Consider the following 18,048-nt stretch of genomic DNA (forward strand, 5'->3'; position numbering starts at 1 on the left):
CCCGCCCGCGGGCGCATATGCTGGCGCACGGCGCAGCCGAAGGAGACCATCATGAGCTGGAACCCCGCCCTCGATCCGTCCTGCCCCACCGGCGACGCGGTCGACGCGATCGAGACGCTGATCATCCCCCGCGCCCGCGACATCGGCGGCTTCGAGGTGCGCCGCGCCCTGCCCGCGCCGAAGCGGCAGATGGTCGGCCCGTTCATCTTCTTCGACCAGATGGGCCCGGCCGAGTTCCTGACCGAGCAGGGCATCGACGTGCGCCCGCACCCGCACATCGGGCTGGGCACCGTCACCTACCTGTTCGACGGCGGCATCATGCACCGCGACAGCCTGGGCACGCAGCTGGAGATCGCGCCGGGGGCGGTGAACTGGATGGTCGCCGGGCGCGGCATCACCCATTCCGAGCGGACCCCGGCGGCGCATCGCGCCAGCGGCGGCAGGCTGTTCGGCATCCAGACCTGGGTGGCGCTGCCCGACGCGCACGAGGACGCCGACCCGGCCTTCCACCACAGGGGCGCGGACGCGCTGCCGCTGTTCGAGGACGCCGGCAAGCAGGTGCGGCTGATCATGGGCCGCGCCTGGGGCGAGACCGCGCCGGTGCCGGTGTTCAACGACATGTTCTACGCCGACGCGCGGCTGCCCGCAGGCGGTGCGCTGCCGCTGCCCGACGATCACGAGGACCGCGGCGCCTATGTCGTCGCCGGCTCGGCCATCGTCGCCGGCGAGGAGCACCCGCCGGGGCAGATGATGGTGTTCCGCCCCGGCGACCGGATCACGGTGAGGGCCGGCGCGCAGGGCGCACGGCTGATCCTGCTGGGCGGCGAGACCCTGGGCGGGCCGCGCCACATCTGGTGGAACTTCGTCGCCTCGTCGAAGGAAAGGATCGAGGCCGCCAAGGAGGCCTGGCGCGCCGGCGACTGGCAGCACGGCCGCTTTCAGCTGCCGCCGGACGACGCCGCCGAGTTCATCCCGCTGCCCCAGCGCTGATCCCGGGATGTCACCGTGAAAATCCGGGGTTTCACCGTGAAAAGCCATTATACCCTTGATTTATTCATGAACATCAACTTACCCGATCATCAACGGCCCGCCGCCAATGTCGTCCGGCGCGAACAGCCTCGTCAGCACCGGGTCAGCGGCGGGCAGTTCGGCCGTGCTGTGCGGCATGCGCTCGCCGGACAGCACCAGCCCGGCGGACGTCGGCACCCCCGCCAGCACCAGCACCGGCGCCTGCGCGCCGGCGTCGCGGGCGTCGTGGACGACGCTGCGGGGATCGGGCGGCGGCGGCGCCTGGCGCGGGCGATCCCGGATGCAGCCGGGGCGTCGCCAGCAGGGTCAGGCTGGTGCCGTCCTCGGGGAACAGAGACACCCGCGACGGATCATCCGGATCGTCGTTCGGGAAGACGCCGCCGGCCATGCAGCGCAGCGCCACCGGCGCCGCCCCGGCCGGCGTCGCCTGTGCCCGGCCGAACCAGGCGTGGGCGTCGGTCTTGAAGGTCCACGCGTCCCGCGCGGCGGCGACACCGGCCGACAGGGTCAGCCCCGCCATCAGCCCCGCCATCATCCTCGCCGCGGGCGCTGACGCGCTTGAGTGCAGGCCATGCTCCGGAATCCATTTCACCGCCCCCATCGGCAGAACCGGACACCGGACCGGCATGGCATGGCGCGACCGCCTTTACCGCCTGTTCCGCACCGGGCCCGGCGCGGCGATTGGCGCCGCGAACAGGGACATGTCGGCCGGCGAGCGCGAAGAAGCCGCCCGGCGCCAGGAATTCGCGCAGGTCCGCCCCCGATACCAGGTCGCCGGCACCCGGTCGGGCGTGTCGAAGCATATCGGCACGGTCATCACCACCGGCGTCCGCGGCGTCCGGCGCAGGCGCGTGGCGGTCATGCACGCCGGCCCCGCCGGGTCGGCGTCGATCGGCGCCCGGAGCCGGCCGATCTCGGCCGGCGGGTTCACCGCTGCCCGCGCTCGCGCGCGGCGACGCGGGCGCGGAGCCGGCGGACCATGGCCCAGACCGCCAGCACCACCGGCGGGGTCAGCAGCGCGTAGACCCCGGCCTCGGACAGGCCGGCGGCCTTGCCGGCGGGCTTGAGCAGGTTCGCCGCCAGGCTGACCGCGTAGTAGCTGATCGCCACCACCGACAGGCCCTCGACGGTCTCCTGCAGGCGCAGCTGCAGCGCCGCGCGCTCGTCCATCCGCCGCAGCACCTCGACGTTCTGGCGCGAATTGCCGACATCGACCCGGGTGCGCAGCAGGTTGGCGGCGCGCTGCGCGCGCTGGCCCAGCCCGGTCAGCCGGATTTCGGCCGAGCGGCAGGTGCGCATCGCCGGGTCGAAGCGGCGCATCATGAACTCGGCCAGGGTCTGGCGCGAGGCCGAGCGTTCCTCGCGCAGCACCTCGATGCGCTGCGCCACGATCGCGGCATAGGCGCCGGCGGCGCCGAAGCGGAACGCGGTCTCGGCCGACAGCCGCTCGACTTCGGCGGCGATGTGCAGCAGCCGGTCCAGGGTGGCGGCGTCGGCGCCCTCGTCGCCGCCGTTCGAGGCGGCCATCCGCGCCACCACCTGCGCCAGGTCGCGGTCCAGTTCGGCCACCCGCCCGGCGACCATGCGCGCGTGCGGCAGGGTCAGCATCGCCGCCGCCTTGTAGGTCTCGATCTCCAGCGCGCGCTGCACGATCCGGCCCAGCCGCCGCTCGCCGGTGCCGGGCGCGGCCAGCACGGCGAAACGGACGTGGCCGTTCTGGTCGATGCGGAAGTCGCCGGCGATGGTCGCGGCGCCGTCGATCACCCGGCTGATCGCCAGGCTTTCGGGGACGAACAGCGCCGCCAGCGTGTCGTCGTCGGCCTGGCCGCGGTCGTCCTCGACCCGCACCAGGCACGAGGTCAGCACCCGCCCCGGCGCCGAGCCCAGCCAGTCGTCCGGGAACAGCGCGTGCGCGCTGCCGTCGAACGGCGTGTCGCCGAGGCCGGGCACGAACAGCGTGTAGGTCACGAACTCGGTGTGCTGCTCCCATTTCAGGAAAGCGCGGCCGAGCCGCGCGCTGTGGTGGTTGGCGCCCGGCGCCGGACGCGGCGCGCCGTGCCGGTCGAGCAGCGCGCACAGGTGGTCGAGGTCGCGCGCCCGGTCGCGCTCGGCGGCGTCGCGCTCGGGCATGATCGCGATGTGCGCGGCGCGGCAGGGCGCGCGCAGTTCGGGGAACGGGCGCGCGTGCAGCTCGTTCGCCAGCGCGAAGCGGTCGGGATAATCGTCGAGCGGCAGCGAGGCCATGGCAGGATCCCAAGCGGTTTTCCCCGCCATAGCATGTCGCGCGCGGCCCGCCCATGCGGCAGGCCGTCAGCCCCTCGGGCAGCGCCGGGTCCGTCCCCCGGATCCGCACCCTGCCCGCGCCCCGAGCGGCGGCTCAGGCGTTCACCACCGTGCCGCCGTTCGGGTGCAGCGTCTGGCCGTGGAAGTAGCTGCCGTCCGAGGACGCCAGGAACAGGTAGCTGGTGGCCACCTCCCACGGCTGGCCGGGGCGGCCGAGCGCGGTGTCCTTGCCGAAGTCCTCGATCGCGTCGGGCGGGAACGAGCCGGGGATGAACGGCGTCCAGATCGGCCCCGGCGCCACCGCGTTGATGCGGATGCCGCGGTCCGCCGCCTGCTTGGACAGCGAGCGGGTGAACGCCAGGGTCGCGCCGCGGGTGGTGGAATAGCCGACCAGCCCGCCCGACCCCTTGAACGCCGTCACCGAGGTGGTGTTGACGATCCGGCCGCCGTTCTCGAGATGCGGCAGCGCCGCCTGGGTGCAGTACATCGCCGACAGGATGTTGCTCTCGAGCATCCGGCGCAGCAGCGTGGCGTCCATCTCCTCGAACGGCGCGTCGAGGAACTGCATGGCGGCGTTGTTGACCAGGATGTCGAGCTTGCCGAAGCGCTCGACGGTGGCGCGCACCGCCTCGAACGCGTGCTCGCGCTCGCCCAGGTCGCCCGCGATCAGCAGCGCCTCGCGGCCCTCGTCGCGGATCGCCGCGGCGGTGTCCTCGGCGTCCCGGTCCTCGTCGTAGTAGGCGATGGCGACGTCGGCGCCCTCGCGGGCGAACAGCACCGCGACGGCGCGGCCGATGCCGCTGTCGCCGCCGGTGACCAGCGCCACCTGGTCCTTCAGCTTGCCGACGCCGGGGTGGCGCGGGTGGTAGTCCGGCGCCGGCTCCATGCCGCGCTCGGGCGCGGGCATCCTGTCGGGGTCGATCGGCGGCGGGTTGTCCGGGGTCATCTCGGCCTCCTGTGGTTGGCTCCGGGACCTAAACCGCGAACGCGCGCGCCTGTTCCCGTCACAACTCCTCGGACACCTGCGCATGCGCCAGCATCGCGAACAGCACGGTGCCGCCGATGATGTTGCCCAGCAGCGTCGGCAGGATGTACAGGCCGACGGCGGCCCAGATCGACAGCTCGCCCAGGAACACCAGCAGGTAGACCTCGGTCGCGCCGGCGACGACGTGGGTGAAGCCGCCCAGCGCGATCAGATAGGTGAACAGGAAGATCACCCAGATCTCGGAGCCGCGCGCCGAGGGCAGCATCCACACCACGCCGGCGATCAGGAACCCCGCCGGGACACCGCGGAACAGCGCTTCCCAGCCCGCGACTTCGGCATAGGAGCGGGCCACCTCGGCGACGCCCTGGAGCGTGCCGGGCGGCAACAGGCCCGGGATCAGCAGAAACCCGGCGGCGAGCGCGGTGCCGACCATGTTCGCCAGAAACACCGCGGTCCACAGCCGCGCGGTGCAGCCGAAGTTCTCGCGGCTGGGGCGGAACAGCACCGGCAGCACGACCGACAGGGTGTTCTCGGTGAACAGCTGCAGCCGCGACAGGATCACCAGGATGAAGCCGACGGTGTAGCCCATGCTGACCAGGACCTCGGCATAGGCGTGATCGGCCAGGTGGTACTGCAGGATGCCCTCGGCCAGCACCGAGGTCGAGATCGCGATCCCGGCGGCGACCCCCGACCACAGCAGCGAGGTCAGCGGCCGCGACAGCTCTTCCTCGCCCTCGGCCATCACCACGGCGTAGACGGTGCGCGCCGACAACCGCCGCGCGTCGTGTGCGCGTTCCCGCTCGGAGTCGGTCAGCGAGCGTTCGTTGTCCTCGGAGCGGTGCTCGACCTCCTCGCGCCGCCGGCGGCGGTCGTCGGAGCTGTCGGCCTCGGCCTTGGCGTCGGTGTCGCCGGCGCCGGCGTCGCTGTTCATGACCATCCTTTCAGGCGAGGGCGGGCCTTGCGGCCAGGGGCCGACCCCTTCAGACGAGGGCGGGCCGGCGCCCGCGGCGTGGCCCGGGTCCCGGCCCCGGTCGCCGCCCGGCCGGGCGCCGGGGGGGGGGCGGGCGCGGCGGCGCTCAGCGCGGACGCGGCGGGCGCGGCTGCTGCTGGACCGGCAGCGGCATCGGCAGCGGCTGCGGGCGCGGGATCGGCGGGCAGAGGGTATCGAGCCAGGACATGCGGGTTTCCTTCCTTGGAACGGTTAATGCAATGCCGTGTCGCGGAGACTTCCGGCCGCGTCGCTGCGCCAGACCAGCCGCGCCTCGACGTGCGCCGGATCGGCGGCAAGCATCTGCGACGCCCCCATGTCCTGCGCCTGCACCTGGATCAGCCATCCGCCCACGGCGATGACCGGGGCGGCGAGGAGGGCGATCAGGGTGACACGGTCCATGGCGGGCATTTCTTCTGCTGCGGGTTTCTCGGCGTGGTCTCGGCGTGGTCTCGGCGGGATCTCGGCGGGGTCTCGGCGGGTTCTCGGTCGGCTGCGGTTGCGACAGGACAACGCACCGGTGCAGCCGCAGGTTCCGGACCCGCACCGCGGCGGCCGCCGGCGTCCTGTTTGCGCAACGAAATCCGCCGCGACGCGTTCGGGATCATGTTGGCCGCACTGCCCCTGCCCGCGCTGATCGCGCTGTTCGCGCTCGCCGCGGCGGTGATCTTTTTGTCCGGGCTGTGGATGACCGGGCTGGCCGACCGGCTGGCCGACCGCACCGGCCTGGGCGAGGCGCTGGTCGGCGGCGTGCTGCTGGGGGCCGCGACCTCGATGTCCGGCACGCTGGTCTCGCTCACGGCGGCGCTGGACGGGCGCGCCTCGCTGGCGTTCTCGAACGGCATCGGCGGCATCGCCGCGCAGACCGCGTTTCTGGCGGTCGCCGACATCGTCCACCGCCGCGCCAACCTGGAGCACGCGGCGGCCGAGCTGGCCAACGTCTTCCAGGGCGCGCTGCTGATGCTGCTGCTGGCGCTGCCGCTGCTGGCGCTGACCGGACCCGAGGCGACGCTGCTGGGGGTGCACCCGGTGTCGGTGCTGCTGGTGGTGGTCTACGGCGGCGGGCTGGTGGCGGTGCGGCGGGTGCGCGAGACGCCGATGTGGCGCCCGGTGCGCACCCCTGAGACCGAGCCCGACGTGCCCGACGAGGACGGCACCGACCGCCGCGCCACGCTGGTGCTGTTCGGCCGCTTCGCGCTGCTGCTGCTGCTGCTGGGCGCCGCCGGATGGCTGCTGAGCCAGGTCGCCGCGGCGCTGATCGACCGCTATGCGCTGCGCGCCTCGCTGGTCGGCGCGCTGATGACCGCCGTCGCCACCTCGCTGCCCGAGCTGGTGACGACGATCGCCGCCGTGCGCCGCGGCGCGCTGCAGCTGGCGCTGGGCGGCATCATCGGCGGCAACACCTTCGACGTGCTGTTCCTGACGCTGGCCGACATCGGCTACCGCGAGGGCTCGATCTATCACGCGGTCGGCATGGGCGACTGGTTCTGGCTGGCCGTCGGGCTGGTGATGACCGCGGTGCTGACGCTGGGCATGCTGTACCGCGAGAAGCAGGGGCCGGCGAACATCGGCGTCGAGAGCGTGGCGCTGCTGCTGATCTACGGCGGTGCGATCCTGCTGCAGGTTCTGGCCTAGGGCCGGATGCCTCGGGCCGGCGGCCTATGCCGGCGCGGCGTCTGGATCGGCGTCGGGATCGAGGTCGGCGTCAAGACCGGCGTCGGCGCCCGGTGCCGCGGCGTCGGGGTCGGGCAGCCGCTCGGCCAGCGCGAACAGCGCCTCCAGCGTGTCCAGGTCGGCGGCGTCGAAGCTGCCGAACGCCTCCATCCAGACCGCCGCCGGACGCAGGCTGTCGATCTCCAGCCGGCAGAACTTGGTGCGGCCCTCGCGGCGCTGCGCGACCAGCCCGGCGCGGGTCAGGATGCCCAGATGCTTGGACACCGCGGCGAGGCTCATCTCGAACGGCGCCGCCAGTTCCGAGACGGTGCGGTCGCCCGCCAGCAGCCGGGTGACGATCGCCCGCCGCGTCGGATCGGCGAGCGCCGCAAACACGGCGTCGAGATGGGCGTCGGGGACGGCGTCGATGTCGGCGGCGGGCGGGCGCATGACCCCGGTTTACCGCGAAACGGTGAATCGTCAACCGTCAGGTTGAATGAACTGCCGCGCGCGCCGGCGGCAGCGCCGGGCCGGACGGCACGCCTGCGCCCGCCGGTCGCACCCCGAGAATATCCTTCGTTTCCAGCATTTTAAACCGAACGCCCCGGCGCACGAGTTCGCTTGACAGCCCCGCCCCCCCTTTCTAGGGTCCGCCCAGGTTCGACGGGGGGCGTTTCGCGCGCCCCGGCGGGCGGAAACACGCAGGATCCAGGTCCAACTCCATGGCCGATCAGACACCCCGGGACCGGCTGACGCAGCTGGACGACCGGATCGCCAAGGCCCGCAAGGCCCGCGAACCGGCGCCGTCCCGGCACGGCAAGTACCAGGCCACCAGCCTGGCTTGGCGGATGGTGCTCGAACTGGTGATCGGCATGGGGCTGGGCTGCCTGATCGGCTACGGGCTGGACGTTCTGTTCGGCACGCTGCCGATCTTCCTGATGATTTTCGCCCTGCTGGGATTTGCCGCCGGGGTGCGCACGATGATGCGCTCGGCGGAAGAGGTGAACCGGGGCCGCGGCCCCGGCAGAAATGACCCGGGCACGTCGCCCGACGAGACGGAGTGAGAGATGGCGGAAACGGCGGCAGAAAAAAGCGTGAGCGGCCTCAACATCAAGCCGATGGAGCAGTTCGAGGTGGTGCCGCTGTTCGGCGACGCGCTGCGCTGGTACAGCATCAGCAACGTCACGCTGTGGATGGCCCTGACCCTGGCCGCCATCACCCTGCTGCTGGTGGTGGGCGCCCGCGGTCGCGCGCTGATCCCGACCCGCGGCCAGAGCATGGCCGAACTGACCTACGGCTTCACCCGCAAGATGGTCGAGGACGTCGCCGGCAAGGACGGCGTGCAGTACTTCCCCTACATCCTGACGCTGTTCACCTTCATCCTGTTCGCCAACCTGCTGGCGCTGATCCCGATGAGCTTCTCGGTCACCGCGCAATTCGCGGTCACCGCGGTGCTGGCTCTGGCGGTGTTCATCAGCGTCACCGCGATCGGCTTCATCAAGCACGGCGCCGGCTTCCTGGGCCTGTTCTGGGTCGCCAGCGCGCCGCTGGCGCTGCGCCCGGTGCTGGCGGTGATCGAGCTGATCTCCTATTTCGTGCGGCCGGTCAGCCACTCGATCCGTCTTGCCGGCAACCTGATGGCCGGGCACGCGGTGCTGAAGGTGTTCGCCGGCTTCGCCGGCGCGCTGGGCCTGGGCGCGGTGCTGCCGATCTTCGCGATCACCGCGATCTACGGGCTGGAGCTGCTGGTGGCGGTGATCCAGGCCTACGTGTTCACGATCCTGACCTGCGTGTACCTGCGGGACGCGCTGCACCCGTCGCACTGACACCTACCGACATCCCGTCATTCCATACCAAAGGAGAAACGTCATGGAAGGCAACATCGCTGAAATGGGCACCGCAATCGGCGCCGGTCTGGCCGCCATCGGTTCCGGTACCGCTGCCATCGGTGTGGGCCACGTGGCCGGCAACTTCCTGGCCGGCGCGCTGCGCAACCCGGCCGCCGCCGGCGAGCAGACCGCCACGCTGTTCATCGGCATCGCGTTCGCCGAGGCGCTGGGCATCTTCTCGTTCCTGGTCGCGCTGCTGCTGATGTTCGCCGTCTGAGCACGGACGAACCGGGCGGGGGCGCAGCGCGCCCGCCCGCGCCTTGCGCGCCCTGACCCCGGGGCGCGGCGCAGCCCAGGAGCCCGAACATGGCAGAACACACTGACGCGGCAAACGGCGCGGCCGAATCCTCCGCCGGCATGCCGCAACTCGACTTCTCGACCTTCCCGAACCAGATCTTCTGGCTGGTGGTGGCGCTGGTCGCGCTGTACTTCATCGTCAACCGGGTCGCGATCCCGCAGATCCGCGGCGCGATCGAGGATCGCGACCAGGTAGTGTCCTCGGATCTCGAATCCGCGGCCGAGTTGCGCGCCCAGGCCGCCGCGGCCGAGGACGCCTACAACAAGGCCCTGGCCGAGGCCCGTGCCGAGGCGCAGCGCATCGCCGCCGAGACCCGCGCCGAGATCCAGACCGAACTCGATGCCGCCAGCGCCAAGGCCAACGCCGAGATCGCGGCGCGCACCGCCGAGTCGGAAAAGCGCATCGACGAGATTCGCGAAAGCGCGAGCCAGAGCGTCGAGCAGGTCGCGGCCGACGTCGGTGCGGCGATCGTCGCCGCGATCATGCCCGATGCCGCCGACGAGGCCGCCGTCAAGGCCGCCGTCGACGCCCAGATGAAAGGCTAAGCCGATGCTGATGCTGCTGCCCGGGGCCACCGGCCCGTTCTTCAGCCTGAACAACACCGACTTCGTGATGCTGCTGGGCTTCCTGCTGTTCGTCGCCATCCTGCTGTGGTTCAAGGTGCCGGCGATGCTGACCTCGGCGCTGGACAAGCGCGCCGCCACCATCCGCAAGGAACTGGACGACGCCCGCACCCTGCGCGAGGAGGCGCAGCAGGTGCTGGCCGAGTTCGAGAAGCGCAAGAAGGAGGTCGCGACCCAGGCCGCCGGCATCGTCTCGTCCGCCCGGACCGAGGCCGAGGCCGCTGCCAGGGAGGCGCACAAGGATCTCGAGGCGTCGATCGCGCGCCGGCTGCAGGCCGCGACCGAGCAGATCGCCTCGGCCGAGGAGGCCGCCGTGCGCCAGGTGCGCGACCGGGCGGTGAACGTCGCCACCGCCGCCGCCGCCCGGGTGATCGCCGACAAGATGGATCCGGCCCGCGCCGATGCGCTGGTCGACAGGGCGATCGAGGACATCCGCGGCAAGCTGCACTGACGCTGCCGACCGGACCGGAAATCGGGGGCCCGCGCGGCCCCCTTTTTCATGCCGCCCTGCCGCTCTCTGATGCCCTCGGCCGCCACCAGCCGCTCTCAGCCCCCCCGGATCGCCGCGCGCGGCGATCCGGGGGGGGGCGCCCGCCTTCCACCGTCCCCAAATATCCCCGCCGGAGGCCTCAACCGCCGGCCGCGGGCACTGCCGCCCGGACATGAAGAAGCCCCGGCGCCAGCGGCACCGGGGCTCCGGATTCGGATCTGGTGATCGGTCCTGGTGATCGCGGCCTTGCGACCGGCCCGGATGCGGTCAGCCGGTCGGCGTGATCACGATCTCGACGCGGCGGTTCTGCTGGCGGCCGGCGGCGGTGCCGTTCGAGGCGATCGGCTGGGTCTCGCCCTGGCCGATGATCCGCACGCGGTTGCGGCTGACGCCGTTGGCGAACAGCACGTTCGACACCGCCGAGGCGCGGCGCACCGACAGGTTCCGGTTGTAGGCCGCCGAGCCGGTGCTGTCGGTGTGGCCGATCACCTGCACGGTCGAGTTCGGATAGCTCTGCAGGTTGCGGGCGATGGCGGCGATGTTGCTGACCGAGTTCGGCTTCACCACGGTGCTGTCGACGTCGAAGGTGATTGCCTCGGGCAGCGACACGATCAGCTGGCTGCCGGTGTTGATGATCCGCGCGCCCGAGCCGGCCAGGTCGCGCTGCAGCTCCTTCTGCTGACGGTCGAGCAGCGCGCCCACGCCGCCGCCGACGGCGGCGCCGGCGATGCCGCCGATCACCGCGCTCTTGGCGTCGTCGCCGATCAGGCCGCCGGCCAGCGCCCCCAGGCCCGCGCCGACCAGCACGCCGCTGTTGGTGTTGTTGGTGGTGCCGTCGGGGTTGGTGCAGGCGGCCAGACCCAGCGCAGTGGCGGTCAGGGCGGCGGGAAGGCGTAGGGTGGTCATGGGCGTTACCTCGTTTGCTCGAAGGACCGGCGCAGCCGGGACATTGTGATTGAGCGACATATCACATCGCGCGCAAGGGTCGAGCGTCGCGCGTCACGCGGACGTGTCCGCATCGGCGAAATCTTACCGATCCTTTCAGGTTTCGGCGTCGCCGCCGTCACCCGGCGGCGGCGCCGGCCCCCGCGGCCGGACCCGAATCGCCCCCGACGTCCCCAGCCGCCGCGTCGGCGCGGGCGCCCTCCCACGCCAGCAGCGCGCGCTTGACGCCCAGCCCCCAGTGATAGCCGCCCAGCCCGCCGGACTTGCGCAGCGCCCGGTGGCACGGGATCAGGAAGCTGATCGGGTTGCGGCCGACGGCGGTGCCGACCGCGCGCTGCGCCCGCGGCGCGCCGACCGCGCGGGCAAGGTCGGAATAGGTCGTCACCTGCCCCATCGGCACCTGCAGCAGCGCCTCCCACACCTTGATCTGGAACGGCGCGCCGATCAGGTGCAGCCGCGCCGTGCCGCCGCCGCCGAACACCGCCCGGGCCAGCGGCGCGAGCGCCGCCTCGTCCTCGGCGAACGCCGCCGCCGGCCAGCGCGCGCGCATGTCGCGCATCGCCTCAAAGCGCCCCGCCTCGGCGGCGAAGGCCAGCCCGCAGATGCCGCGGTCGGTGGCAAGCACCAGCGCCTCGCCGAACGGGCTGGGGCACCAGGCCCAGCGGATCGTCAGCCCGGCGCCGGCGCGGGCGAAATCGCCCGGCGTCATCGCCTCCCAGCGCAGGAACAGGTCGTGCAGCCGGCCGCCGCCCGACAGCCCGGCGCCATGCGCGGCGTCGAGCACGCTGTGATGCTCGGCCAGCAGGCGCTTGGCGTGGTCCAGCGTCAGGTACTGCTGGTAGCGTTTCGGGCTGACCCCGGCCCACTGGCTGAACACGCGCTGGAAATGCGCCGGCGACAGGCCGACGGCGCGCGCGACCTCGTCCAGCGACGGCTGCGCGGAGACGGTGTCGCCGATATATTCGATGGCGCGGCCGATCACCGCGTAGTGGTAGGGATCGGCGTCGCGGGCGGGGCTGGCGGGGCTGGAAGGGCTGGGCAGGGTCATGGTGCGGCTCTCTCTGACGTGCCGCCAGTTAACCGCGCCCGGCCGGCGCTGCCCACCCGTTTCCTGCGGCATCCGCAGCCACGCGGAAAACGCATGGCTGATATGCAGCAAACGCAATTGAAATCGCGCGCCGCAGCGTGCATGTGGGCGTTCAGACGCAAAGTGCGCTCGCTGCCCGGACGACAGGGTCACGCAGTGTCATCCGCGTCCTTGTGGGATCCGTCCGGGCCTGAAAATCCGGGATTTTATGGGGAAGCCATGATCGCTGCAGACCGCGCGTCCTTCGACGCCGCCCTCACCGCTGCACCCTCGTTCCGCCGCTCGTCGGCGCCGGCGCGCATCGCCGCGTACCTGGACACGCATGTCTTCGAGCGCCCGACGCTGGTGCTGGACATCGAGCGTGCGGTGCAGAACTTCCTCGACCTGGAAGTCGGCCTTGCCACCGCGCAAAGCCGCGCGCACATCCACTATGCCGTCAAGGCCAACCCCGAGCCGGCGCTGATCGCCCGGCTGGTCGAGGAGGGCTGCCGCTTCGACGCCGCCTCGCGCGCCGAGATCGCGCTGTGCCTGCAGCAGGGCGCGCGCCCCGAGCACGTCTCGTTCGGCAACACCGTGAAGCGGGCCGCCGACATCGCCTGGGCGCACGCCCGGGGCGTGCAGCTGTTCGCCGCCGACGCCGAGGCCGAGCTGGAAAAGATCGCCGCCGGCGCCCCCGGCGCGCGCGTCTACCTGCGCCTGCTGGTCGAGAGCAGCGAGGCCGACTGGCCGCTGAGCCGCAAGTTCGGCGCCCCCGGCGCGCAGATCCCGGCGCTGTTCCACTATGCCCGCGCGCTGGGCCTGCGCCCGGTCGGGCTCAGCTTCCACGTCGGCTCGCAGACCCGCCGCGCGGCGATGTGGCGGCCGGTGCTGGAGCAGGCCGCCGAGCTGTGGCACGGGCTGGTCGCGGACGGCTTCGACATGCAGGTGCTGAACGTCGGCGGCGGCTTCCCGGCCTACTACGGCGAGGCGATCGACGCCCCCACGCCCTATGGCGCGGGCGTGCGCGCGCTGGTCGACGCGCTGTTCGGCCCGGTGCCCTACCTGATGGCCGAGCCCGGCCGCAGCATCGCCGCCGACGCCGGCGTGATCGCCGCCGAGGTGCTGCTGGTGTCGCGCAAGCGGCCCGACGACATCGCCCGCTGGGTGTACCTGGACATCGGCAAGTTCTCGGGCCTGGCCGAGACCATGGACGAGGCGATCCGCTACCAGATCGAGACCGAGGCCGACGGCGGCGACACCGGCCCCTGCGTGCTGGCCGGCCCGAGCTGCGACAGCGCCGACGTGCTGTACGAGCAGCGCCCGATCCAGCTGCCCGAGGCGCTGGCCGCGGGCGACCGCGTCCGCATCCTGTGCGCGGGCGCCTACACCACGACTTACGCCAGCATCGGCTTCAACGGCTTCCCGCCGCTGGACGTGGTGTGCATCTGAGTTGAAGCGCCCGCGCGGCTGTGCCAAAGGCTTTGGCCATGGCCGCGCAACTTCCCTATCCCGAGATCGCGCAGATCTTCGCCCGCTTCCGCGCGGCCGAGCCCGAGCCGAAGGGCGAGCTGGAGCATAGCAGCGCCTTCACCCTGCTGGTCGCCGTGGCGCTGTCGGCGCAGGCCACCGACAAGGGCGTGAACCTTGCCACCCGCAAGCTGTTCGCCGTCGCCGACACGCCGGAAAGGATGCTGGCGCTGGGGGTCGAGGGCGTCACCGAGCACATCCGGACCATCGGCCTGTTCCGCAACAAGGCGAAGAACGTCATCGCGCTCAGCCAGCGGCTGATCGACGCGTTCGGCGGCGAGGTGCCCGCGTCGCGCGCGGCGCTGCAGTCGCTGCCGGGGGTCGGGCGCAAGACCGCGAACGTGGTGCTGAACATGTGGTTCCGCATTCCCGCGCAGGCGGTCGACACCCATGTGTTCCGCGTCGCCAACCGCACCGGCATCGCCCCCGGCCGCGACGTCATCGCCGTCGAGCGCGCGATCGAGGACCAGGTTCCCGCCCCCTACCAGCAGCACGCCCACCACTGGCTGATCCTGCACGGGCGCTATGTCTGCAAGGCGCGCAAGCCGGCCTGCGCCGCCTGCCTGATCCGCGAGTACTGCCGCTACGAGGAGAAGAACCTGTGACCAAGTCCTACCATGTGGTCGGCATCGGCAACGCCATCGTCGACGTCCTCGCCCATGCCGACGACAGCTTCCTCGATCACATGGGGATCGAGAAGGGGATCATGCAGCTGGTCGAGAAGACCCGCGCCGAGACGTTGTACGCGGCGATGGAGGCGCGCGCGCAGATCGCCGGCGGCTCGGTCGCCAACACCCTTGCGGGGCTGGGCAACCTGGGCCTGGACACCGGTTTCGTCGGCCGCGTGCGCGACGACGCGCTGGGCCGGTTCTACGCCGCCGAGATGGAGGCGGACGGCACCCGGTTCCTGAACCCCCCTGTGGCGGGCGATCCGCTGCCGACCTCGCGCTCGATGATCTTCGTGACCCCGGACGGCGAGCGGTCGATGAACACCTATCTCGGGATCAGCGCCGAGGTCGGCGAGGCCGACGTGCCGCAGGGCGACGTCGCGGCCGCGCGGGTGCTGTTCCTCGAGGGCTATCTCTACGACAAGCCGCAGGGCAAGCGCGCGTTCCAGGCCGCGACGCGGGCCTGCCACGCCGCCGGCGGCAGGGCCGGCATCGCGCTGAGCGATCCGTTCTGCGTCGACCGGCACCGCGACGACTTCCGCGCGCTGGTGCGCGACGAGATGGACTACGTCATCGGCAACCAGCAAGAATGGATGTCGCTGTACCAGACCGCCGACCTGGAGAACGCGCTGGCCCACGCCCGCGCCGACTGCGAGATGGTGGTCTGCACCCGCTCGGGCGATCCGGTCGTCCTGATCCGCGGCGACGAGCGGGTCGCGGTGCCGGTGCGCAAGGTGGTGCCGGTGGACGCCACCGGCGCCGGCGACCAGTTCGCCGCCGGGTTCCTCTACGGCTACGTCACCGGCGCGCCGCTGGAGCGGTGCGGCCGGATGGGCGTCGCCGCCGCCGCCGAGGTGATCGGCCACATGGGCGCCCGCCCCGAGGCCGACCTGAAGGCACTGTTCGCCGGGCACGGCCTGATCTGAGCACGATCTGAGCCCGACCTGAGCCCGACCTGAGCCCGACCTGAGCCCGACCTGAGCCCGACCTGAGAAGGAGCGCAGCCATGTACGACTACGACGACCAGAACATCTTCGCCCGGATCCTGCGCGGAGAGATCCCCAGCAAGACCGTGCTGGAGACCGAGCACACGCTGGTGTTCGAGGACATCCGCCCGCAGGCGCCGGTGCACCTGCTGGTGATCCCCAAGGGCGCCTATGTCGCCTACGACCAGTTCGCCGCCGAGGCCTCGGACGCCGAGATCCTGGACTTCAACCGGGTGCTGGCGCGGGTCTGCGCGCAGACCGGCGTCTCGGGCGAGGCCGCCGGCTTCCGGATGATCTCGAACGCCGGCGCGCACGGCGTGCAGGAGGTGCCGCACATGCACGTGCACCTGCTGGGCGGCCGCCCGCTGGGCCGGATGCTGGAGCCCGCCGCCGGCTGACGCGGCGCGCGCCTTGCGAGTCTCGTTCGCGGTCCGGCGCACGGTTCGCCGGACCGGGACAGGAGGATCTTCGAGGAAAAAGCGAAATCCGCCGCGCCGCGCGTGTTCGGGCATGTTCCGGCCGCGCGGGCGCCGGGCCCACCGCCCGGCACGTCCCCCGTCACGTCCCCCGTCACGTCCCCCGGCACGTCCCCCGTCACGCCTGCTGCACTTTCCCGGTCCGTCGGCGCCTCTCAGCCCGTGGTCGGCAGCGGTCGCGCCGCCGCCACCAGCGCCGGCACCGGATCGCAGCGCCCGGTCTCGCTGTAGGGCCGCATCTGCCGCACCGGCGTGCCGTTGATCTCGGTCAGCTGGCCCGACCACACCAGATGGTAGAGCGTCCGCAGATCGGCGCGGTCGGTGTCGGTCATGCGGCTGTCGGGGCCGTAGTTCATGATCGAGAACGGCGTGTGGTCGCCGAAGATCTCGCTGCGCCAGCGCGCCTCGGTGATCTGGGCGAAGAAGTGCCGCAGGCCGAACACATGCCCCAGCTCGTGCGCCAGCGTCTCGATCACCTCGGCGCGGGTCTGCTGGAACAGCGTCGGATAGAGCACGATGTCATGCTGTCCGGCGTCGGGAAAGAACGCCCGCGCCAGCGAGCAGCCCGAGGGACTGCAGTTCGCCTGCGGACTGACCGCAAGCTCGAAGTCCCACGGATCCTGCACCTCCTGAAAGCGCACCGGCACCGCGTCGCCCCACAGCAGCAGCCCCTCGGCGAACCAGGTGCGCAGCACCGCCGCCGCCGCCGCCGGGTCGCGGAACAGCGCCAGCGAGGTCGGCCGGAACCGCCAGCGCAGCGTCGCCCCCGGCCCCCACAGCGGGATGAACCCGTCGGTGGCGTCGACCGCCAGTTCCAGCGGCGAGCGGTTGCCCGGCTCGGCATAGCCGCGGGTCTCGGTCTCGCACACCGCGCCGTTGTGATAGATGTGCAGCAGCGGCTCCTCGTGCGCCTGCAGGTCCTTCTTGTAGCGGAATCGCAGCGGATCCGGCGCCTTCGGCCGGTTCGCGCCATTCTTCTGGTCGGACTTGTTGACGGACTTATCCATGTCTACCCCCCGATAGCCGAATTCATCGTCAATCACCCACTGTACCGCCGGCGCGGGGCGCTGTCGTTGCCGATCGTCACGCTTCGGCGCAGATCGCCGCCCGGCGGCAGCGCGGACGGGGCCGCCGCCGCTCAGGCGGCCTTGCCGTCGCCGCCGGTCAGCGACACGAACACGTCCTCCAGGTCCGGCTCCTCGGTGGCGACGTCGCGGATGCGGATGCCGGCCGCGCGCACCGCGTCCAGCAGCGCCTCGGCGCCGGTCGTCGAGCGGCGGTAGGTCAGCACCAGCGCGCCGTCGCCGCGGCGCAGCGCCTCGACGCCGGCGGGCACCGCGGGCATCGCGCCCAGCTCGTGCTCGGGGGTGATCACCAGCGACTTCGCGTCCAGCCGCGCCAGCAGGTTCACCGTCGCGTCGCAGGCCACCACCTGGCCCGCGTCGATGATGGCGATGCGGTCGCACATCTGCTGCGCCTCTTCCAGGTAGTGGGTGGTCAGGATGATCGTGGTGCCGGCGGCGTTCAGCTCGCGCACATAGGTCCACAGCATCTGCCGCAGGGCGATGTCGACCCCCGCGGTCGGCTCGTCCAGCACCAGCACCGGCGGGCGGTGCACCAGCGCCTTGGCGATCAGCAGCCGCCGCCGCATGCCGCCCGACAGGGTTCGGGCATAGGCCTCGGCCTTGTCCAGCAGGCCGACCCGGGCGAGGATCTCGTCGGTGCGCCGCTCGGACCTGGGCACGCCGTACAGCCCGGCCTGCACCTCCAGCGCCGCGCGCGGGGTGAAGAACGGGTCCATGTTCAGTTCCTGCGGGACCACGCCGATGCTGGCGCGGCTCTGCCGCGGGTTCACGTCCTGGTCAAAGCCCCAGATCCGCACCTGCCCCGAAGTCTTGGTGACCAGACCGGCCATGATGTTGATGGTCGTCGACTTGCCGGCGCCGTTCGGCCCCAGCAGCCCGAAGATCGAGCCGGCGGGAATCGCCAGGTCGATGCCCTTCAGCGCCTCCTTCGGCGCGGATTTCCCGCTGCCGCCGTAGGTCTTGCGCAGGCCATTGAGTTCGATCGCGGTCTGTTGCATTGGGTCCTCGCGGGGGATCGGTCCGGCGGGCCTTGCCGCTGCCAGACCGTCCGTTATCA

21 protein-coding genes are annotated in these 18,048 nt (G+C 71.9%); 11 read left to right on the forward strand and 10 right to left on the reverse strand.

The window, feature by feature from the left end; all coding sequences use genetic code 11:
• The first annotated feature begins 51 nt into the window (after window positions 1-51).
• Entirely contained in the window at window positions 52-990 is a 939-nt protein-coding gene (locus GE300_RS17295; RefSeq protein ID WP_154448370.1) for a pirin family protein, read from the forward strand.
• 78 nt (window positions 991-1,068) lie between these two features.
• Here the strand turns inward: GE300_RS17295 and GE300_RS17300 are convergent, their stop codons facing one another.
• The 5 genes from GE300_RS17300 to GE300_RS17320 all read right to left on the reverse strand — a co-directional run bounded on the left by GE300_RS17300 (window position 1,069) and on the right by GE300_RS17320 (window position 5,687).
• Complete coding sequence (locus tag GE300_RS17300) at window positions 1,069-1,224, reverse strand: hypothetical protein (protein WP_154448372.1); 156 nt, start codon at window positions 1,222-1,224, stop codon at window positions 1,069-1,071.
• A 732-nt stretch (window positions 1,225-1,956) separates the two neighbouring features.
• Window positions 1,957-3,273: a DUF3422 family protein gene (locus GE300_RS17305; RefSeq protein WP_154448374.1), complete on the reverse strand. Its 1,317-nt coding sequence runs from the start codon at window positions 3,271-3,273 to the stop codon at window positions 1,957-1,959.
• Window positions 3,274-3,406: 133 nt separating this feature from the next.
• On the reverse strand, window positions 3,407-4,258 hold the full coding sequence (locus GE300_RS17310) for an SDR family oxidoreductase (RefSeq protein WP_154448376.1): 852 nt from the start codon (window positions 4,256-4,258) through the stop codon (window positions 3,407-3,409).
• A 58-nt stretch (window positions 4,259-4,316) separates the two neighbouring features.
• Complete coding sequence (locus GE300_RS17315) at window positions 4,317-5,228, reverse strand: formate/nitrite transporter family protein (RefSeq protein ID WP_154448378.1); 912 nt, start codon at window positions 5,226-5,228, stop codon at window positions 4,317-4,319.
• A gap of 270 nt (window positions 5,229-5,498) precedes the next feature.
• Window positions 5,499-5,687 (reverse strand): hypothetical protein, encoded by a 189-nt coding sequence (locus GE300_RS17320; RefSeq protein ID WP_154448380.1) that lies wholly within the window; start codon window positions 5,685-5,687, stop codon window positions 5,499-5,501.
• A 204-nt stretch (window positions 5,688-5,891) separates the two neighbouring features.
• Between GE300_RS17320 and GE300_RS17325 the strand changes: the two genes are divergently transcribed.
• Window positions 5,892-6,920, forward strand: a complete 1,029-nt coding sequence (locus GE300_RS17325; protein WP_154448475.1) for a sodium:calcium antiporter — start codon at window positions 5,892-5,894, stop codon at window positions 6,918-6,920.
• Between the two features lie 24 nt (window positions 6,921-6,944).
• Here GE300_RS17325 and GE300_RS17330 read toward each other — a convergent pair whose 3' ends face one another.
• Window positions 6,945-7,388 (reverse strand): ArsR/SmtB family transcription factor, encoded by a 444-nt coding sequence (locus tag GE300_RS17330; RefSeq protein WP_154448383.1) that lies wholly within the window; start codon window positions 7,386-7,388, stop codon window positions 6,945-6,947.
• Between the two features lie 272 nt (window positions 7,389-7,660).
• Here GE300_RS17330 and GE300_RS17335 point away from each other — a divergent pair, with 272 nt between their 5' ends.
• The 5 genes from GE300_RS17335 to GE300_RS17355 all read left to right on the forward strand — a co-directional run bounded on the left by GE300_RS17335 (window position 7,661) and on the right by GE300_RS17355 (window position 10,199).
• A complete protein-coding gene (locus GE300_RS17335) occupies window positions 7,661-8,002 on the forward strand; it encodes an AtpZ/AtpI family protein (protein WP_154448385.1) in 342 nt (113 codons plus the stop codon).
• Window positions 8,003-8,005: 3 nt separating this feature from the next.
• Window positions 8,006-8,764: a F0F1 ATP synthase subunit A gene (locus GE300_RS17340; RefSeq protein ID WP_154448387.1), complete on the forward strand. Its 759-nt coding sequence runs from the start codon at window positions 8,006-8,008 to the stop codon at window positions 8,762-8,764.
• Window positions 8,765-8,807: 43 nt separating this feature from the next.
• Entirely contained in the window at window positions 8,808-9,044 is a 237-nt protein-coding gene (locus GE300_RS17345) for a F0F1 ATP synthase subunit C (protein WP_154448389.1), read from the forward strand.
• An 89-nt stretch (window positions 9,045-9,133) separates the two neighbouring features.
• On the forward strand, window positions 9,134-9,670 hold the full coding sequence (locus GE300_RS17350) for a F0F1 ATP synthase subunit B' (protein ID WP_154448391.1): 537 nt from the start codon (window positions 9,134-9,136) through the stop codon (window positions 9,668-9,670).
• Window positions 9,671-9,674: 4 nt separating this feature from the next.
• Window positions 9,675-10,199 (forward strand): F0F1 ATP synthase subunit B family protein, encoded by a 525-nt coding sequence (locus GE300_RS17355; RefSeq protein ID WP_154448393.1) that lies wholly within the window; start codon window positions 9,675-9,677, stop codon window positions 10,197-10,199.
• A gap of 306 nt (window positions 10,200-10,505) precedes the next feature.
• On the opposite strand, the gene GE300_RS17360 is transcribed toward GE300_RS17355, so the two are convergent.
• The gene (locus GE300_RS17360; RefSeq protein ID WP_154448395.1) at window positions 10,506-11,144 is read right to left on the reverse strand and encodes an OmpA family protein; all 639 of its coding nucleotides are present in this window, start codon (window positions 11,142-11,144) and stop codon (window positions 10,506-10,508) included.
• Between the two features lie 157 nt (window positions 11,145-11,301).
• Window positions 11,302-12,231: a methylated-DNA--[protein]-cysteine S-methyltransferase gene (locus GE300_RS17365; RefSeq protein WP_154448397.1), complete on the reverse strand. Its 930-nt coding sequence runs from the start codon at window positions 12,229-12,231 to the stop codon at window positions 11,302-11,304.
• A gap of 258 nt (window positions 12,232-12,489) precedes the next feature.
• Between GE300_RS17365 and GE300_RS17370 the strand changes: the two genes are divergently transcribed.
• From GE300_RS17370 to GE300_RS17385, 4 genes are all read left to right on the forward strand, one after another.
• Window positions 12,490-13,698 carry a type III PLP-dependent enzyme gene (locus GE300_RS17370; RefSeq protein ID WP_154448399.1) on the forward strand — a complete coding sequence of 403 codons (1,209 nt, stop codon included), beginning with the start codon at window positions 12,490-12,492 and terminating at the stop codon, window positions 13,696-13,698.
• A 38-nt stretch (window positions 13,699-13,736) separates the two neighbouring features.
• Window positions 13,737-14,381 carry an endonuclease III gene (gene nth / locus GE300_RS17375; RefSeq protein WP_154448401.1) on the forward strand — a complete coding sequence of 215 codons (645 nt, stop codon included), beginning with the start codon at window positions 13,737-13,739 and terminating at the stop codon, window positions 14,379-14,381.
• Complete coding sequence (locus GE300_RS17380; RefSeq protein ID WP_325063296.1) at window positions 14,378-15,370, forward strand: adenosine kinase; 993 nt, start codon at window positions 14,378-14,380, stop codon at window positions 15,368-15,370. Before nth ends, GE300_RS17380 begins: the two co-directional genes overlap by 4 nt.
• Before the next feature lie 80 nt (window positions 15,371-15,450).
• Complete coding sequence (locus GE300_RS17385; RefSeq protein ID WP_154448403.1) at window positions 15,451-15,828, forward strand: HIT domain-containing protein; 378 nt, start codon at window positions 15,451-15,453, stop codon at window positions 15,826-15,828.
• Between the two features lie 233 nt (window positions 15,829-16,061).
• Here GE300_RS17385 and GE300_RS17390 read toward each other — a convergent pair whose 3' ends face one another.
• Both GE300_RS17390 and GE300_RS17395 read right to left on the reverse strand, forming a co-directional pair.
• Window positions 16,062-16,913 (reverse strand): zinc metalloprotease, encoded by an 852-nt coding sequence (locus tag GE300_RS17390; RefSeq protein ID WP_233417137.1) that lies wholly within the window; start codon window positions 16,911-16,913, stop codon window positions 16,062-16,064.
• A 131-nt stretch (window positions 16,914-17,044) separates the two neighbouring features.
• Window positions 17,045-17,989, reverse strand: a complete 945-nt coding sequence (locus GE300_RS17395; RefSeq protein WP_154448406.1) for an ABC transporter ATP-binding protein — start codon at window positions 17,987-17,989, stop codon at window positions 17,045-17,047.
• Window positions 17,990-18,048 lie beyond the last annotated feature (59 nt).

The sequence above is a fragment of the Halovulum marinum genome, from assembly GCF_009697225.1.
In the GTDB taxonomy this organism is placed as follows: Bacteria; Pseudomonadota; Alphaproteobacteria; order Rhodobacterales; family Rhodobacteraceae; genus Halovulum; species Halovulum marinum.

Excerpts from the sequence above, each read along its gene's own strand:
- GE300_RS17295 (WP_154448370.1), top strand. The coding sequence starts at position 52 with ATGAGCTGGAACCCCGCCCTCGATCCGTCCTGCCCCACCGGCGACGCG.
- GE300_RS17305 (WP_154448374.1), bottom strand. The coding sequence starts at position 3,273 with ATGGCCTCGCTGCCGCTCGACGATTATCCCGACCGCTTCGCGCTGGCG.
- GE300_RS17310 (WP_154448376.1), bottom strand. The coding sequence starts at position 4,258 with ATGACCCCGGACAACCCGCCGCCGATCGACCCCGACAGGATGCCCGCG.
- GE300_RS17315 (WP_154448378.1), bottom strand. The coding sequence starts at position 5,228 with ATGAACAGCGACGCCGGCGCCGGCGACACCGACGCCAAGGCCGAGGCC.
- GE300_RS17320 (WP_154448380.1), bottom strand. The coding sequence starts at position 5,687 with ATGGACCGTGTCACCCTGATCGCCCTCCTCGCCGCCCCGGTCATCGCC.
- GE300_RS17325 (WP_154448475.1), top strand. The coding sequence starts at position 5,892 with ATGTTGGCCGCACTGCCCCTGCCCGCGCTGATCGCGCTGTTCGCGCTC.
- GE300_RS17330 (WP_154448383.1), bottom strand. The coding sequence starts at position 7,388 with ATGCGCCCGCCCGCCGCCGACATCGACGCCGTCCCCGACGCCCATCTC.
- GE300_RS17335 (WP_154448385.1), top strand. The coding sequence starts at position 7,661 with ATGGCCGATCAGACACCCCGGGACCGGCTGACGCAGCTGGACGACCGG.
- GE300_RS17340 (WP_154448387.1), top strand. The coding sequence starts at position 8,006 with ATGGCGGAAACGGCGGCAGAAAAAAGCGTGAGCGGCCTCAACATCAAG.
- GE300_RS17345 (WP_154448389.1), top strand. The coding sequence starts at position 8,808 with ATGGAAGGCAACATCGCTGAAATGGGCACCGCAATCGGCGCCGGTCTG.
- GE300_RS17350 (WP_154448391.1), top strand. The coding sequence starts at position 9,134 with ATGGCAGAACACACTGACGCGGCAAACGGCGCGGCCGAATCCTCCGCC.
- GE300_RS17355 (WP_154448393.1), top strand. The coding sequence starts at position 9,675 with ATGCTGATGCTGCTGCCCGGGGCCACCGGCCCGTTCTTCAGCCTGAAC.
- GE300_RS17360 (WP_154448395.1), bottom strand. The coding sequence starts at position 11,144 with ATGACCACCCTACGCCTTCCCGCCGCCCTGACCGCCACTGCGCTGGGT.
- GE300_RS17365 (WP_154448397.1), bottom strand. The coding sequence starts at position 12,231 with ATGACCCTGCCCAGCCCTTCCAGCCCCGCCAGCCCCGCCCGCGACGCC.
- GE300_RS17370 (WP_154448399.1), top strand. The coding sequence starts at position 12,490 with ATGATCGCTGCAGACCGCGCGTCCTTCGACGCCGCCCTCACCGCTGCA.
- nth (WP_154448401.1), top strand. The coding sequence starts at position 13,737 with ATGGCCGCGCAACTTCCCTATCCCGAGATCGCGCAGATCTTCGCCCGC.
- GE300_RS17385 (WP_154448403.1), top strand. The coding sequence starts at position 15,451 with ATGTACGACTACGACGACCAGAACATCTTCGCCCGGATCCTGCGCGGA.
- GE300_RS17390 (WP_233417137.1), bottom strand. The coding sequence starts at position 16,913 with ATGGATAAGTCCGTCAACAAGTCCGACCAGAAGAATGGCGCGAACCGG.
- GE300_RS17395 (WP_154448406.1), bottom strand. The coding sequence starts at position 17,989 with ATGCAACAGACCGCGATCGAACTCAATGGCCTGCGCAAGACCTACGGC.